Source organism: Tistrella arctica (assembly GCF_039630945.1).
GTDB classification, from domain to species: domain Bacteria; phylum Pseudomonadota; class Alphaproteobacteria; order Tistrellales; family Tistrellaceae; genus Tistrella; species Tistrella bauzanensis.
In genome coordinates, this window is record NZ_JBBKTV010000006.1 from 388,125 (window position 1) to 404,106 (window position 15,982).

General features: G+C 68.5%; 11 protein-coding genes. 4 read left to right on the plus strand and 7 right to left on the minus strand.

Annotated features, from left to right (window positions below; translation table 11 throughout):
- Positions 1–12: 12 nt before the first annotated feature.
- The 6 genes from WG924_RS15815 to WG924_RS15840 all read right to left on the minus strand — a co-directional run bounded on the left by WG924_RS15815 (position 13) and on the right by WG924_RS15840 (position 6,178).
- Complete coding sequence (locus WG924_RS15815; RefSeq protein ID WP_345934033.1) at positions 13–1,710, minus strand: NHL repeat-containing protein; 1,698 nt, start codon at positions 1,708–1,710, stop codon at positions 13–15.
- A 164-nt stretch (positions 1,711–1,874) separates the two neighbouring features.
- The gene (locus tag WG924_RS15820; protein ID WP_345934034.1) at positions 1,875–2,510 is read right to left on the minus strand and encodes an NUDIX hydrolase; all 636 of its coding nucleotides are present in this window, start codon (positions 2,508–2,510) and stop codon (positions 1,875–1,877) included.
- Between the two features lie 81 nt (positions 2,511–2,591).
- Complete coding sequence (locus tag WG924_RS15825; RefSeq protein WP_345934035.1) at positions 2,592–3,386, minus strand: ABC transporter ATP-binding protein; 795 nt, start codon at positions 3,384–3,386, stop codon at positions 2,592–2,594.
- Between the two features lie 2 nt (positions 3,387–3,388).
- Positions 3,389–4,288, minus strand: coding sequence for an ABC transporter permease (locus tag WG924_RS15830; RefSeq protein ID WP_345934036.1), 900 nt, complete (start codon positions 4,286–4,288; stop codon positions 3,389–3,391).
- A 368-nt stretch (positions 4,289–4,656) separates the two neighbouring features.
- On the minus strand, positions 4,657–5,655 hold the full coding sequence (locus tag WG924_RS15835) for an ABC transporter substrate-binding protein (RefSeq protein ID WP_345934037.1): 999 nt from the start codon (positions 5,653–5,655) through the stop codon (positions 4,657–4,659).
- A gap of 325 nt (positions 5,656–5,980) precedes the next feature.
- Positions 5,981–6,178 carry a hypothetical protein gene (locus WG924_RS15840; RefSeq protein WP_188576549.1) on the minus strand — a complete coding sequence of 66 codons (198 nt, stop codon included), beginning with the start codon at positions 6,176–6,178 and terminating at the stop codon, positions 5,981–5,983.
- 321 nt (positions 6,179–6,499) lie between these two features.
- Between WG924_RS15840 and WG924_RS15845 the strand changes: the two genes are divergently transcribed.
- Together WG924_RS15845 and WG924_RS15850 are read left to right on the plus strand one after the other, a co-directional pair.
- Complete coding sequence (locus tag WG924_RS15845) at positions 6,500–10,690, plus strand: PAS-domain containing protein (protein ID WP_345934038.1); 4,191 nt, start codon at positions 6,500–6,502, stop codon at positions 10,688–10,690.
- A 156-nt stretch (positions 10,691–10,846) separates the two neighbouring features.
- Positions 10,847–11,563 (plus strand): hypothetical protein, encoded by a 717-nt coding sequence (locus WG924_RS15850; protein WP_345934039.1) that lies wholly within the window; start codon positions 10,847–10,849, stop codon positions 11,561–11,563.
- 211 nt (positions 11,564–11,774) lie between these two features.
- Here the strand turns inward: WG924_RS15850 and phaR are convergent, their stop codons facing one another.
- Positions 11,775–12,407 (minus strand): polyhydroxyalkanoate synthesis repressor PhaR, encoded by a 633-nt coding sequence (phaR, locus tag WG924_RS15855; RefSeq protein ID WP_345934040.1) that lies wholly within the window; start codon positions 12,405–12,407, stop codon positions 11,775–11,777.
- 743 nt (positions 12,408–13,150) lie between these two features.
- Here phaR and WG924_RS15860 point away from each other — a divergent pair.
- Positions 13,151–14,449, plus strand: a complete 1,299-nt coding sequence (locus tag WG924_RS15860; protein WP_345934041.1) for an alpha/beta fold hydrolase — start codon at positions 13,151–13,153, stop codon at positions 14,447–14,449.
- A gap of 132 nt (positions 14,450–14,581) precedes the next feature.
- Complete coding sequence (locus tag WG924_RS15865; protein WP_345934042.1) at positions 14,582–15,754, plus strand: acetyl-CoA C-acetyltransferase; 1,173 nt, start codon at positions 14,582–14,584, stop codon at positions 15,752–15,754.
- Positions 15,755–15,982: the final 228 nt, after the last annotated feature.

Sequence of the window (15,982 nt, forward strand, 5' to 3'; positions counted from 1 at the left end):
GGCGGCGGCTGGTCAGCGCGGCGTCAGGCGCGTCAGGCTGCCGTCATTGTCGCCGGCGATGAACACCCGGCCCTTGTCGTCAACCGCGATGCCGGTGGGGATATAGGCGGGCGGCATGCCGGCGGTGCCCATCAGCCCCACGCGGCCCTTCAACCCGGTCGAGATCAACTCGCCGGTGGCGGTGGCCGGGTCCAGCGCCAGCACCCGGCCGGTGGTGGTTTCCACCGTCACCAGCCGGCCATCGGGCAGCATGGCCAGGCCCTCGGGCGCATCCAGCCCACCGGCCACCGCCCGCAGCGCCTGCCCGTCGACCGGCACTTCCACGATCCGGCCAGCGCCGGTTTCGACCACATAGACCGACCTGCGCTCCGGACCGGACCAGATCATCCGCGTCGGCATCGCCAGATGCTCCACCACCGGCGCCTGATCGGCCGGTGCGGCGCCGCCATCCAGGGCCACGCGCTGAATGGTACCACCGGCGGTCAGCACCAGCAGGTGCCCGTCATCGGCCATCAGCGCGTCCATCGGCGCCGCCAGCCCGTTGACATGGCCAAGCTCCGCCCCGGTCGCGGGATCGAACATCTGCACGCCGCCAGCGAACCAGCTCGACAGCAGGATGCGGCCCATATCGGCATTGGCGTTCATCGGGTTCTCAAGGTTGCTGGCATAGGCGCGCGCCACATCGGCCACCTTGCCGCTGTCGCCGTCGATGGTCCGATAGGCGAACAGATCGGCCAGATGCAGCACCGTGCCGCCACCGGGCGTGGTCACCGCCACCAGACCGCCGGGCACCGCCAGACCGCCGGTGTTGATCGGCTTGTGGTTGCCGGTCTTGGGATCGATGGCATAGATCACGCCTTCGGCCATGTTCGATACATAGATCGTGCCGTCGGGCGCCACCGCCAGATTGTCCAGCGCCGGGTTCAGCGTGGTCAGCACGGTGGCGGTGCCGGTGGCCGCGTCGACCCGCTTCACCTCGCCGGTCACCGTGTCCAGCGCCAGAAGGTGGCCGTCGGCCTCAAGATTGGCGGCCGCGGGCACCTTGAAGCCGCTGGCGATCACCGTCACCGCCGGCGCGTCCAGGTTCACCTCCGCCAGATCGCCCTTGAACCACAGCGGCCCACGCAGGGTGCGGCCCTGGATCTCGAAGCCGTTCAGCCCGCCCATGCCCTCCAGAAGCTGTTTCGCGGGCGTGGCGCCGGTCGGGTCGATCTCGTACAGCGCGTCGCCCAGGAACACCCGGGTCGCATACAACCGCCCGCCATCATCGAAATCCAGCGAGTTGATCCCCGGCAGGCCGGTCGCCAGTACCTGGATCGGCGCGCCGCCGCCGGTGAGTGCCGAGCCCGGCGTCGCGCGCACCTCGCCCGACAGGAAAGCGGTCCACACGATCCGGCCATCCGGCCCGATCACGATGTCGTCGGCCTGACCGGCCGGCCGGTCGACGATCACCCGGCTGGCGCCGGTCTTGGGGTCGATGGCAATGATCTGCTGCCCGACGACGCTGCCACCCAGCACCGATCCGTCGGGCGCCACCGCCAGCCCGTGCACGCCCCGGAAGGGCGAGGGCTGGATAACGGTATCAAGCTGCCATTCGGCGATCGGCGCCGCACCACTCTGCGCCGCTGCCACGCCGGGTGCCGCCAGGGCAAGCACGGCCAGCGACACGCCGCGGCCAAGCCGCCGCAACTGTTTCGTATAACAAGACATCAGACATTTCCTCCGCGGGTGATCCGGGGCGGGCGGTCAATGCCACCCGCTTCTCCACCTCTGGATCATGCACAGGATTTGTCTCACCCGGCCAGACAGTGGCTTGTCTGAAACTCTGTTTTGATAAAGCGTTCGATTGATGTAGCGTTTCAACCGCGGGCGGTTCACGCCATCGCCGGCGGTGTCTCGGTCTCTGCGACCGGCTCACTGGGGCGTTCGGGGTCGGTGGCCTGCTCGGGGGTTTTCTGATCGTCAGGCAGGGTCACCGGGGGCTTCGGGCGGATGAAATCGCGCCGGCCCACGGCCTCGCCATGACGCAGGCGCTGCCAGTCCTTCAGCACCGCCTTCACCGTCGGGAAGGCCAACTCGTCCCACGGGATCTCGTCCCAGGTGAACAGCCCCACCTCGACGCTCTCGATCCCGGCCGAAATCTCAGGGCGGGTCATGGTCGCCAGATAGAAGATCTGGACCTGATGGATTTCCGGGATGTCATACACCGCCAGCAGCCGGTCGACCGTGCAGCGCGCGCCGGCTTCCTCGAACACCTCGCGCAGCGCGCCATCTGCGGTGCTTTCCTCAAGCTCCAGAAAGCCCGCCGGCACGGTCCAGAAACCCTCGCGCGGGGCGATCGACCGCCGGGCCAGCAGCACCCGGTCGTCCCACACGCACACCGCCCCCACCACCATGTTGGGGTTGCGGTAATGGATCGTGCCACAAGCGGTGCAGACATGGCGCGGGCGGCTGTCGCCCTGCGGGATACGCCGGGCGATGCGGCCGCCGCAGGCTGAGCAGAATTCCAAGGGACGGTGCCTCCGGCGGGCGGAACGGTAACGGACGATCAGACAACAACAGTGACAGCGCCGCCGGGGCGGTTCAAGTGTTCAGCCCAACAGCAGCGCGTCGTCCGACAGTTCCTCGCCGCGCACCCGCTTGAACATCTCCAGCAGATCCTCGACTTTCAGGCCCTCGCGCTCAGGCCCTGAGACGTCGAACACCACCCGGCCCTCATGCAGCATCACGGTCCGCGAGCCGATCTCCAGCGCCTGCTTCATGCTGTGGGTCACCATCAGCGTGGTCAACCGGCCCTCCGCCACGATGTCGCGGGTCAGCCCCAGCACGAAATCGGCGGTGCGCGGATCAAGGGCCGCCGTGTGTTCATCCAGCAGCAGGATCTTCATCGGCTGCAAGGTCGCCATCAGCAGGCTGACCGCCTGGCGCTGACCACCCGACAACAGCCCCATCCGGTCGCCGAGCCGCTTGTCCAGGCCCAGATCCAGCCGCTTCAGGGCGGCGCGGAACCGGTCGCGGCGGTCGGCGCGCACCGCGCGGCCCAAGCCGCGCGTCGTGCCACGCGCGAAGGCCAGCGCCAGATTTTCCTCGATCGACAGCTTTTCGCAGGTGCCGGCCATCGGGTCCTGAAACACCCGCGCCATCAGCCCGGCGCGGCGTCGCGCCGGCCAGCGGGTGACGTCGGTGCCGTCGATGACGATCCGGCCCTCATCAACCGAGGCCTCGCCCGACAATGCGTTCAGGAAGGTGGATTTGCCGGCGCCGTTCGATCCGATCACGCAGACGAATTCGCCCTCGGCCATGGTCAGGTCCAGCCCGCGCAGAGCGCGGGTTTCCAGCGGCGTGCCGGGGTTGAAGGTCACGTGCAGGCCGCGTGCCTCGATCATGATCAGGATCTCCCGCGCGCAGCCGGACGCCGGCGCTGGGCCAGCATCCTTGGCAGCACCATGGCCGCGGCCACCAGCACGGCGGTGACCAGATTGAGATCGGATGCGGTCAGCCCCAGGAAGCCCGCATTCAGCGCCAGCGCCACCGCCACCCGATACAGGATGGCGCCGACGATGCAGGCCAGCACCGCCCGGCCGATGGTGCGGGTCGACATCACCGCCTCGCCGCCGATCACCGATGCCAGCCCGACCACGATGGTGCCCACACCCATGGTGACGTCGGCGCTGCCCTGCGACTGGGCGAACAGCGCGCCGCCGATGGCGACCAGCCCGTTCGACAGCGCCATGCCGGTCAGGGTCATGGCGGCGGTGTTGATGCCTTGCGCACGGGCCATGCGGGCATTGGCGCCGGTGGCGCGCATCGCCAGGCCCATCTCGCTGTTCAGGAACCGCACCAGCAGCAGCATGGCGATGATCACCACCACGCCGAAGACCAGCGGTGTCATCAGGTAATAGGGCAGGCCCAGCGCCTCGAACGGCGTCAACACCGTGGTCTCGCCCAACAGCGCCACATTCGGACGGCCCATGATCCTGAGATTGATCGAATACAGCGCGATCATCATCAGGATGCTGGCCAGCAGGTTCAGGATCTTCAGCTTGACGTTCAGCCAGGCGGTGATCGACCCCGCGACGCAGCCGGCCAGGAACGCCATCGCCGTCGCCAGAAACGGATCCCAGCCATTGACGATCGCCGTCGCCGAAACCGCCGCCCCCAGCGGGAAGCTGCCATCGACCGTGAGGTCGGGAAAATCCAGGATGCGAAAGGACAGATACACGCCCAGAGCGACCAGCCCAAAGACGAAACCGGTCTCGATCGCGCCCATCCAGGCGATCATGCTCATAGCACCCCTCCCCCGGGGCTGCCGGCGCAGATCCGCACCGGATAGCTCACATGCACCATGTTGCAGGCATTCCCGTCTGCCATGTTTTCCGGAACAGAACACGCCCCGGCGCGGATATCCCCCGATCTCCGCGTCTCGCTCCGATCCGGGGCGGCGCTTCAGGCAGTGGTAGCCGATCCCCCGAACCACCGCAAGCCGCCCGCGAAACCCATACCAGAACTGTAGAACGAATGAAACCAATTCGCCGATGCGTCATCCAATGATGAAACCTCCGCGATTGCCGCGGCCATCGCCGGCCCCCAACCGCGAACGCCGCCATGGAGCCTCCATGGCGGCGTTCGGCCGGCATGCCTGTTGTCGGGCGTCGCTTACTTCACGACTTCCTTGGCATCGGCGATCACCGCCTCGGGGATGGTGACACCCATCTCCTTGGCCGAACCGGGGTTCAGATACAGTTCCAGCTTCTCGACCGTCGAGGCCGGAATGTCGCCCGGATTGGCGCCGCCCAGAATCCTGGCGACCATCTCGCCGGTCTGGTAGCCGACATCGTAATAATTGAAGCCCACCGCCGCGATGGCGCCACGGCCGACCGAATTGGTATCGCCGGCATAGACCGGAATGTCGGCATCCTGGCCCACCTTCACCACACTCTCGATCGCCGAGACCACGGTGTTGTCGGTGGGCACATAGATGACGTCGACCTTGCCGACCAGCGAGCGGGCCGCAGTCAGCACGTCACTCGACTTGGTGGCGGCCGCCTTCGACACGGTCATGCCGTAATCGCCGGCGGTCTTCTCGATCAGATCGACCAGCGCCACGGCATTGGCTTCGCCGGGGTTGTAGATCACGCCCAGCCGCTTGGCATTGGGGGTGATGCGGGTGATCAGTTCCAGATGCTTGCCCATCGGCGACAGGTCGGAGACGCCGGTGACATTGCCGCCGGGCTTCTCCATGTTGCTGATCAGCTTGGCGCCGACCGGGTCGGTCACGGCCGAGAACACCAGCGGGATGTCGCGGGTGGCGGCCGCCACTGCCTGGGCCGAGGGGGTTGCGATGGCAACGATGGCGTCCGGGCCGTCGCCCACGAATTTGCGCGCGATCTGGCCGGCGGTCGCCACATTGCCCTGGGCGTTCTGATAATCCCATTCCAGGTTTTTGCCGACCTCCCAGCCGGCCGCCTTCAGCGCGTCCTGCACACCCTGGCGGGTCGCATCCAGCGCCGGATGCTCGACGATCTGGGTGATCGCGACCGATTTGGTCTCGGCGGCGACGCCGGAGCCGGCGGCCAGACCCGCAATGGCCAGCGCGGCAAGCGATGCCGCGACACGGGTGCCGCGCAGGCTGCGCAGACGAGTGAGACTGGTCATGAACTGACGCCCTTCCCTGATATCGTTGATGCCGCCATCCGGTGACGGTTCGGCCGGTCGCCCCACTCTCCCCGCGACGGGTCTCCCCGCGATGGGCGCCGGCATGGCGGGCGCGGGGCCACAGCCGGCCACGCGCGTGCTGGCACAAGGATGACCACGGCCCGCGCGGCCGGTCAAGCGCACCCGGCATGGCCCCGCCCGCGACAGCGCCACAGGCGGCCATGCGCGTCATACGACAACGCCGCCATCCGGATGGATGGCGGCGTTGTCGACATGCGTGGTCCAGGCCGGCCATGACCGGTCCGTCAGGTGCAACCGGGGTTGGTCAGGCGATGATGTCGACCACCTGTCCGCGGCCGCTGGTCGGCAGTGGCGGGCGGTTGCGCTCGGCATCGGCCTCGACCTTGCCCGCGGCGGGGACGGCCTCGATCGTCTGGCGGCCATCGCGGTCGGCATAGCCCGCGACCTGCATCGGCGCCACGGTCTGGGCGTTCAGAAAGGCGGCGTTCGGCGACACCTGCATGGCGATCGACCTCCCGTCAACGGGACGCGCTCAATCAATGCCCGGCGCGTTCTCAGGCGTCTGGTTCCAGATATCGTGCGCAGGCGCCTCCGGGTCAAGTGCCTGCATGCATTGAGCTCGCGCGCTGTGGCGAGCGGCCCGTCCCGACGCCCCGTCCCGACAGGCTGACGCCATCCTGGGGGGCAGGGCTGCCGTGTGACGTTGCCGCCACTCGCGCCCTGCGATTTTACATGCCACACTTGTCGCGCGACAGAGCCACCCCGGAACCGCCCGCAACCGCCCCGTGCCACCGCTCATCCGCCATCGGACCCCGAACCCGCCATGCACCACGACCGCCCGGCAACCCTTGTTCGATCGCTGACCGTCGCGGCCGTGGTGGTGGGGGCGATCCTGGCGGGGCTGGTGATGATGCAGGGATGGCGCTCGCATACCGCCGCGATGCATGATGCCGGCCGCCGCGCCACCGGGCTCGCCCTGCTGCTGGCCGAACATGCCGCCCGCTCCATGGATGCGGTGGACATCGAAATGGCGCGGGTGGAAGACCAGATCCGCGCGCAGGACAGCCTGCCCGACCGCCGGAGCCGGACATGGTTCGACCGGCTGACCCGCATCGCCGCCGACACGCCGCAGATCAAGGCCTTGTGGCTGGTCGATCCCGCGGGCCAGGTCGTCCAGCTCACCCATGGCTTTCCGGCACCCCTGATTTCGGTCGCCGACCGCACCTATTTCGCCCGCGCCATTGCCGGCACCGGCGGGCTGCTGATGGATCCGCCGGTTCTGGGCGAGGTCACCGGGGCCTGGTATGTGCCGACGGCCCGCGCGGTTCGCGGCACGGATGGCCGGCTGATCGGTGTGGTCGGGGCGGCGGTCGATCCCGCCTATTTCATCCGGGTCTATCGCTCGGTCGATGTGGGCGATGCCGGCCGGCTGCTGCTGCTGGATGGCGACGGCCGCAAGCTGGGCGCCGTGCCCGATGGGCGCCCGCCGCGCGACGACGAGAATCCGCCGCGCGCCGACGAGGATCTGCCGCTCGCCCCCGACGCGATCCCGGCCAGCGGCGCCCCGCCGGTGGCGGCGGCCAATCCCGCCGGCCTTGGGCGCGCCTGGGTCGATCCGGCACGCATCGACCCGGCCGTGGCGATGACCGATCCCGATGACGGGGTGGCACGGATCTATGGCACCGCCGATGTGCCCGGGCGGCCGCTGGTGGTGGCGGCGGGCCTGAGCGTCGCCGACATCCGCACCGACTGGGCGGCCGGGCGGGCAACCGACCTTGCCCTGCTGGCGGCGATGGTTCTGGTGCTGGCGCTGACGCTCGCCTTCCTCCGCACGCGCATCGTGGCGCCGGTCGCGCGATTGCATGCGGCGGTCGCCGATCTGGGGCCGGGGCGGATCACCGCCCCCCTGCCCATGGTGGGGGGGGCGCGTGAGATTGTGGAACTGGCCGCGGGCATCGAGGCGATGCGTGCGGCGCTCGATCGCAACACCCGCAGCCTGGAAGACGAAGTCGCGCTGCGCACCGCCGAGGCCACCGCCCGCGGCGCGCTGCTCGACAGTGCGTTTTCGGCACTGGGTCAGGGCATCGCGATCTTCGATCCGGACCTGTTCCTGATCGCCTGCAACCGCCAATATCTGGACCTGCTGGGGCTGCCTCCCGATGCCGCGCGCCCGGGCACGCCGCTGGCCGCCATCGTCGCCGCCGCCCTGCCCGAGACCCTGCCCGACGAGGCACGGACACCACGGATCGCCCGCCGGCTGGAGCTTGCCCGCAACCGCGCGCCGGCCAGCCTGATGGAGCGCACGGCCAGCGGCCGGGTGATCGAGATCGCCCATAACCCGATCCCCGATGGCGGGTCGGTCGCGATCTATAAGGACGTGACCGAGGCTCAGCAGATCGAGAAGGCCTTGCGCGACAGCGAGTGGCGCTATCGCCTGCTGGCCGAGAACGCCGGCGACCTGATCCTGCGCCAGAGCCCCGACGGCACCATTCTGTATGCCTCGCCCGCGGCCCATGGCCTGCTGGGGATGGAGCCGGACACGTTGATCGGCCGCAGGCTGGCCGATCTGGTCGTTCCTGAGGACAGTGGCATCCTGGCCGAGCATATGGCGGCGCTGGACGATCAGGGGCGGCACCGGGCGACGCTGCGCCTGCGCCATGCGACCGGGCGGCCGGTCTGGGTCGAGGCAGGGGCGCGCATGATCCGCCATGCCCGCACCGGCGCGCCCAGCGAATTGCATGCCAGCCTGCGCGATGTGGGCGAGCGGGTCGCCGCCGACCGGGCGCTGGCCGAGAATGCCCGGCTGCTGAGCACCACGCTCGACAGCATGCGCCAGGGGCTGTGCCTGATCGACGGCAGTTTCCGGGTGGTGCTGCACAATCGCCGCTTCCTGGACATGAACGGCCTGCAACCCGAAGAATGTCCGCCCCTGGCCGATTTCGAACAGATCATGCACCTGATGGCTGGTCGCGGTGAATTCGGCGACGACCCCGCCTTCCGCGACGTGGCGCGCCGGATGCAGGCCCTGCGCCGGCCCTGGCCGCAGAGTTGGGAGCGCCGCCGGCCCGACGGCACGGTGATCGAGGTGGCAAGCGCGCCCTTTCCCGGCGGCGGGCTGGTGATGACCTTTGCCGACGTCACCAACCGCCGGCAGGCCGAACAGGCGCTCGCCCGCCAGGGCGAGGTGCTGCGCGTCACCATCGACGCGATGGATCAGGGGCTGATGCTGTCGGATCGCGATTTCAACATCGTGGTGGTCAATCGCCGCTATCAGGATCTGCTGGAGATCCCCGCCGGTATCGCGCGGCCGGGCAATCCGGTGGCGGAGGTTATCCGCTTCACCGCCCGGCGTGGCGAATTCGGCCCCGGCGACCCCGACCGGCTGGCCGCGGCGTGGATGGCGCGGATGCGCGATCCGGCGCTGATCGGCCAGCCGGTCGAGCATCCCCGCCCCGACGGCCGGCTGCTGGAGATTATCCGGCTGCCGGTCGATGATGGCGGGATGTTGAGCATCTACACCGATGTCACCGACCGCCGGCGGGTGCAGGATGCGCTGGAAACCGCGCGTGAACGGGCGCTGGACGCGGCCGATGCCCGCGCGCGGTTTCTGGCCACCGTCTCGCATGAAATCCGCAACCCGCTGAACTCGATCCTGAACGCCCTGCATTTCATCGAGGATACCGACCTCGATGCCGAACAGGCGGGGCTGGCCCAGATCATGCGCCGGGCCTCGGAACTGCTGCTCGACCTGCTCGACGACGTGCTCGATCTGTCGCGGATCGAGGCGGGCAAGCTGGTGATCGACCCGCGCCCCTTCGATCCGCTGGCGCTGGCCCGCGACGTGAAGGCGCTGTTCGACCCGCAGGCGCGCCGCAAGGGGCTGGTGCTGGACGTGGCCGCCGCCGCCAGCGACCTGCCGGCGCGGCTGGTGGGCGATCATCGCCGCCTGCGCCAGATTCTGGTCAATCTGACCGGCAATGCCATCAAGTTCACCGATCAGGGACGGGTCACCATCGCCGTGACGCTGCGCCCCGGAACCGGCGATGGCGCGCCGGGCACGACCGGCCACTTGCCTGTGCTGCGCTTCGAGGTGATCGACACCGGCATCGGTATCCCCGCCGAACAGACCCGGCAGTTGTTCGAGGAATATTTTCAGGCCCGCGCCGATACCATGGCCCGCGGCCGGGACGCCGAGGCAGATCAGGGGAACGACGCCCGCCAGGGAAGCGACCCGGCGCGGGGGCCAGGGCCGGGCCAAGATGGGCAGGGGCCGGAGATCGACACCGGCCGGCCCGTGGGCCGGCTGGCCGGGCTGGGCGGTGGCGCCGGGCTGGGCCTGGCCATCGTCCGCCGGCTGACCGAGCTGCTGGGCGGATGCATCGGTTGCGACAGCGTTCCCGGCGAAGGCAGCCGGTTCTGGTTCGAGGTGCCGGCGGCACCGGTCCTGGCGGGCAACCGGCCACCGATGCCAGCCGATGCGGCCCCACCCGGCGCGCCCAGCCTGCGCGCCCTGCCCGGCGGTCGTGCGCCGAACGACATCGACAGCCTCCCGCGCGTTCAGTCAGGACCGGAGATCATGTCCCGAGACGTCGACACAGATGCGGCACCTGCCCCCGGTTCCGTCCGCATCCTGCTCGCCGAAGACAATGCGATGAACCAGATGCTCACCGCCCGCGCCCTCGACCGCGCCGGATATCGGGTCGATACGGTCGGCGAGGGCACGGCCGCGGTCGACGCCGCCGCCGGTACGCGTTATGACCTGATCCTGATGGATGTCCAGATGCCGGGGCTGAGCGGGCTGGAAGCCACCCGCCGCATCCGGGCGCTACCTGATGGCCATGGCCTGATGCCGATCGTGGCGTTGACCGCCAATGCCGGTCGCGAGGCCGAGGATGTCTGCCGTGCCGCCGGGATGGACGATCATCTGTCGAAACCCTTCCGCCGGGACGAACTGGTCGCGATGGTCCACCGCTGGCTGAAGCGGCCCTCTGTGAGCGATGGACGCAGTGGTTGAATGAATATCGCGCCACGAGCAAGATTGACTCCCCCTTATTGCGCAAAATGGTATCATCCACACTGAAACTGGAACCGCGCCGGCAGACCGCCGGCCCTGGCGCACCCCACATCCTGAATGACCGGAAACCGGAATGAGCGGACATATGGTGGCTGCATGACCATGGATCGTCATCGTCCGAAATCAGCACCATCCATGGCGGAACGCCATGACGATGATGATGCCGTGCAGCCGGCGACGCTGACGGATGCCGATGGGCCGGGGAAATGGGCCTTCACCATCCTGGCGGTGTCGTTCGGTGCGCTCACCGCCGGCCTTCTGGTTGCCGGCAATCTGATGACCGGCAACAACCGGTTGATGTCCGGCAGTGACGCCAGTGCGGCGGCCGGTATGCAGGGCCTCGACATCCGCTTCACCGACCCGGCCTGGGATGGCCGCACCGTGCCCGCCAACGCCCTGTGCAGCCGCTATGGCCCCACCGGCAAATCGCCGGGGCTGGCGGTCAGCGGTCTTCCGGCAGACACCCGCATGGTGGTCATCGCCTTCAACGACGACAGCTATCAGCGCCTGTCCACCGATGGTGGTCATGGCACCATCGCCATGCCGGTGCCGCCCGAGCAATCCTGGGTGGCGATACCGCCGGTCGCCGGCGAAAGCCACCAACTGCCCGCCGATATCATCATGGTGAAGCCGCATCGCGGCGCCCTGCACACGGGCACCGCCTATCTGCCGCCGTGTTCCGGTGGTGCCGGCAATCACTATTCCGCCGTCGTCCAGGCGGTCCGCACGCCGCCGCCCGGCCCGTCCGGCACCGTGCAGATCATGCCGCAAGATGTGCTGGCGCAGGCGACCATCTCGCTCGGCCGCTATTGATCATCGGCTGAGCGGCACAGCGCGCACGTGACAGCATGCGGCCGGCGAACGCCCGATCGACGTCCCGCAACAAAGCGGCCCCATACAGCCGGCCCCCATACAGGACAGGGCGGCATCGCTTGCGATGCCGCCCTGTTTTCGTGCCCGACGGTCAATTTCAGGCCCGACAGTCCGTTTTGTACGCGACAGTCAGGGACGGCGCAGGCGCCGGTTAGCTGTCGCGGCTGCGGGTCAGCGCCTCGATCTGCTTCTGAAGATCGTTCAGGCGGTCGGCCAGCAGCTTGATGTCCTCGCCACCGCCGGATGCGGCGGCGGCCGGTGGGGGTGGCGGCGCGGCCGGACGTTCATCACCGGCCATGGCACTGCCATCGGGCATGCGCAGACCGCCGGCGAACATCCGCATCGCCTGCTCCATCATCTGCAGGTTCTGCTTGCTCATCTCCTCGATCGAGGGGAAGGGGAATATGGGGCCGAAGGTCCGGCGCACCTGTTCCTGATTGCGGGCCAGCGCTTCCATCGACATTTCCAGATAGCGCGGCACGAAAGACTGCATGCTGTCGCCATAGAAGGAAATCAGCTGCCGCAGGAAGCCGGTCGGCAGCAGGCTGCGACCCTTGCCCTCTTCTTCAACGATGATCTGCGTCAGCACCTGATGGGTGATGTCGTCACCGGTCTTGGCGTCATTGACAATGAAGTCGACATCGTCCTTCACCATCTGCGACAGATGGTCCAGGGTGACGTAGCTGCTGGTTGCAGTATTGTACAGTCGCCGGTTTGCGTACTTCTTGATCTTGACCTTGACCTTCTCGGTCCGCCCGGCGCTCGCTTCCGACTTCTCGGTCATTCTCTCCCCGCGCATTTATCGGGCGAAGCAGGGCGATCAAGCGCGCCTCTCTCCACCATTGACGATCCCACGCCTTCCGTCCGGTGCTCACCACGGCGGCCGATCATGTCCGCCGCCGACGGTTCCACCCGCCCGATGGGCCGGGCTCCGGAGACATCTGCCAAGGGACCGGGCCGGCTGCCGTCCAGCGCCGACCGGGTGCCACGCCCCCGAACCTGCCCATGTTGCATGGCAATAGAGGCAAGGAACGCAGCATGGGTCATTAAATCACAGGGTTGATCCGCACCGCAACAAATCGGCGGTGACGCGTGCCGGCGACATCGTTCTCCAAGGCGCAGGGCGGTGCTTTCATGCGGCGATGTTGACCGGTATAGTGGCGCCCATGTCGATGCCCCCTGACATACCGGCAACCGCCGCCGCCTTTCTCGACCTCTGGGAACGCCAGGCGTCGGCGATGGTGACCGACATCAATCTCGTCAAGGCGATCGATGCCGCGGCGGCTGCCGCCCGCACCGGCGCCGCCCGCTCAGCAGACCCGTCGAGGACATCTCCCGCCGATGAGCCGAGCCGCCAGCACGACGGACGACCAGCCAGCCCCGTTGCCGGAAAAGCCCGCAAGCCGCGCCGTCCGGCGCAAGCCCGCGGCCGCGACACCGGACGGTCCGACCCCACAGGCGGCGGCGACGCGCCCGCAGCGCCGGGGGCCGCGGCCGATGCATTATCATCTGGGGATGACCAGCGCCTTGTTGACGAGCTCCGTCGCGGCCTTGCCGATGCTGCGCGACGGCTCGCTGCCCTGGGCGCCGCACCTGGCGGAACGGGGGGCCCATCTGACCCAGGTGATGCAGGGGCTTGAACCGGCGATCATCGGCGGCTATGTCGCGGCCGAGGCCAAGCGCCGCCTTGAAGCCCTGCTCGCCGGCGTCAGCCGCTATCGCGACCACCCTTATGTCCGCGACCTGCCCGATCCGCCGGTGATCTGGCAGGAGGGGGCGACCCGCCTGCTCGATTACGGCGCCGCCGATCCGGCCGGCTTCACGCCGGGCGAGGATGGCATCCGTGGCGAGGGCCGGGTGGCGCTGTTCGTGCCATCGCTGGTCAACCGCCATTATGTGATGGATCTGTCGCGCCGGCGCAGCCTGATGCGCTGGCTGTCGGTGCGGGGCTTCCGGCCATTGCTGGTCGATTGGGGCGTGCCCGAAGGCGCCGAACTCGACCTTGCGGTCGAGGATTACGTGGCCAGTCGCCTGGGCCGGATGATCGCGCTCGCCAACACCCTGGCGGGCGGGCCGGTGCCGGTGGTGGGGTATTGCATGGGGGGGCTGCTCACCATCGCCGGCGTCCAGCTTGCCCGCAATGCCGTCTCACGCATGGCGCTGATGGCGACCCCCTGGGATTTCGCCGCCGGCGACACCGCCGAACGCCGGCTGATCCGGGTGCTGGGCCGGTCGATGCTGAAAACCGTGGAACAGACCGGATCGATGCCGGTCGACATGCTCCAGATCCTGTTCGTGGCGACCGACCCTGCGATGGTGCCACGAAAATTCCGCGATTTCGCCGCCCTCGATCCGGCATCGGCCGCCGCCTGTGATTTCGTCGCGCTGGAAGACTGGTTGAACGATGGCGTGCCGCTGGCAGGGCCGGTCGCCCGCACCGTGGTGCATGACTGGTATGGCACCAACCAGCCGGCCGATGGCAAATGGCGGGTCGATGGCCAGATCATCGATCCGGCGGCGCTGGGCGACATGCCGGTGCTGATCGCGGTGCCGGAACGCGACCGGATCGTGCCGCCGCCCACCGCCGCCGCCCTGGCGGAACGCCTGCCCCGGGCCAGGCTGATCCGGCCGGCGGCGGGCCATATCGGCATGATGGTCGGCAGCCGCTCCGCGCGCGAATTGTGGGAGCCGCTCGCGCACTGGCTGCGCGAGGAACCGGTGCCGGCTCCGGCCGCCCCGGCCGGCGCCCCACGCCGCCGCGCCACCCGGGCGAAGGCGGCCGCCCCCGCCAAAAGTCGTAGCCCGCGACCAGCCGCCACGCTTTAACGGCGAGAAATCGTCGCTATAGTAAGTACCGACACGGACTCGGCCAGCCGGCTTCGGCTGACCGCATCCTGTGCCGTGCACGCGCGCCCCGCGCGCCACCAAGCCGCGCGACCGAACAGGAGATCTTCGTCCATGACCGACGCCGTCATCGTCGCCGCCGCCCGCACGCCGGTTGGCGCATTCAACGGCGCCCTCGCGCCGCTCTCCGCCGCCGAACTCGGCACCATCGCCATCCGCGGCGCGCTTAAGCGTGCCGGCGTCGATGCCGCCGATGTGTCGGAAGTGATCATGGGTCAGGTGCTGACCGCCGCGGTTGGCCAGAACCCGGCACGTCAGGCGGCGCTGCATGCCGGCCTGCCCAACGAGGTGCCGGCCTATACCGTCAACCATGTCTGCGGCTCGGGCCTCAAGACCATCGCCCTCGCCGCTCAGGCGATCATGACCGGCGACAGCACCATCGTCGTTGCCGGCGGCCAGGAAAGCATGTCGAACGCCCCGCACGCGGCACCGCTGCGCCAGGGCAAGAAGATGGGCGATCTGGCCCTGGTCGACACCATGATCAAGGACGGCCTGTGGTGCGCCTTCAACGGCTATCACATGGGCAACACCGCCGAGAACGTCGCCAACAAGTGGCAGATCACGCGTGAGGAGCAGGACAACTTCGCCCTCGCCTCGCAGAACAAGGCCGAGGCCGCCATGAAGGCCGGCCGGTTCAGTGACGAGATCGTCAGCGTCACCATCCCCGGCCGCAAGGGCGATGTGGTGATCGACACCGACGAGTATCCCCGTCATGGCACCACCATCGACATGCTGGCCAAGCTGAAGCCGGCTTTCGACAAGGCCGGCACCGTCACCGCCGGCTCGGCATCGGGCATCAATGACGGCGCCGCCGCCATGGTGATCATGAGCGCCGACGAGGCCGAACGCCGCGGCCTGAAGCCGCTGGCCCGGATCGTGTCGTGGGCGCAGGCCGGCGTCGATCCGGCGATCATGGGCTCGGGCCCGATCCCCGCGACCCGCGCGGCGCTGGCCAAGGCCGGCTGGACCATTGATGATCTGGATCTGATCGAGGCCAACGAGGCCTTCGCCGCCCAGGCGCTGGCGGTTGGCAAGGATCTGGGGTTCGACCCGGAAAAGCTGAACGTCAATGGCGGCGCCATCGCCATCGGCCATCCGATCGGCGCCAGCGGCACCCGTATCCTCACCACCCTGCTCTACGAGATGCAGAAGCGCGACGCCCATCGCGGGCTTGCGACCCTGTGCATCGGTGGCGGCCAGGGCATCGCTCTCTGCGTCGAACGCTGATATCTGCGCCGACAGGACCGGGCTAACCCCCGGTTCTGTCGGGCTTTGCTGATTCGTTGGCCGTGATCATGAAAAAGTCATTTTATTTCGTGATTGGCCTGCGTAACGTAGCATCGTTTCCCAGGGGCGCCGACACGTCGATCATATAGCGATCGCCATGCCGGCGGGGAAGCCGACCATGTCCGCCATCGGGCGGTCATGCGATTTGATGCAATCAAAAAGCCTTAC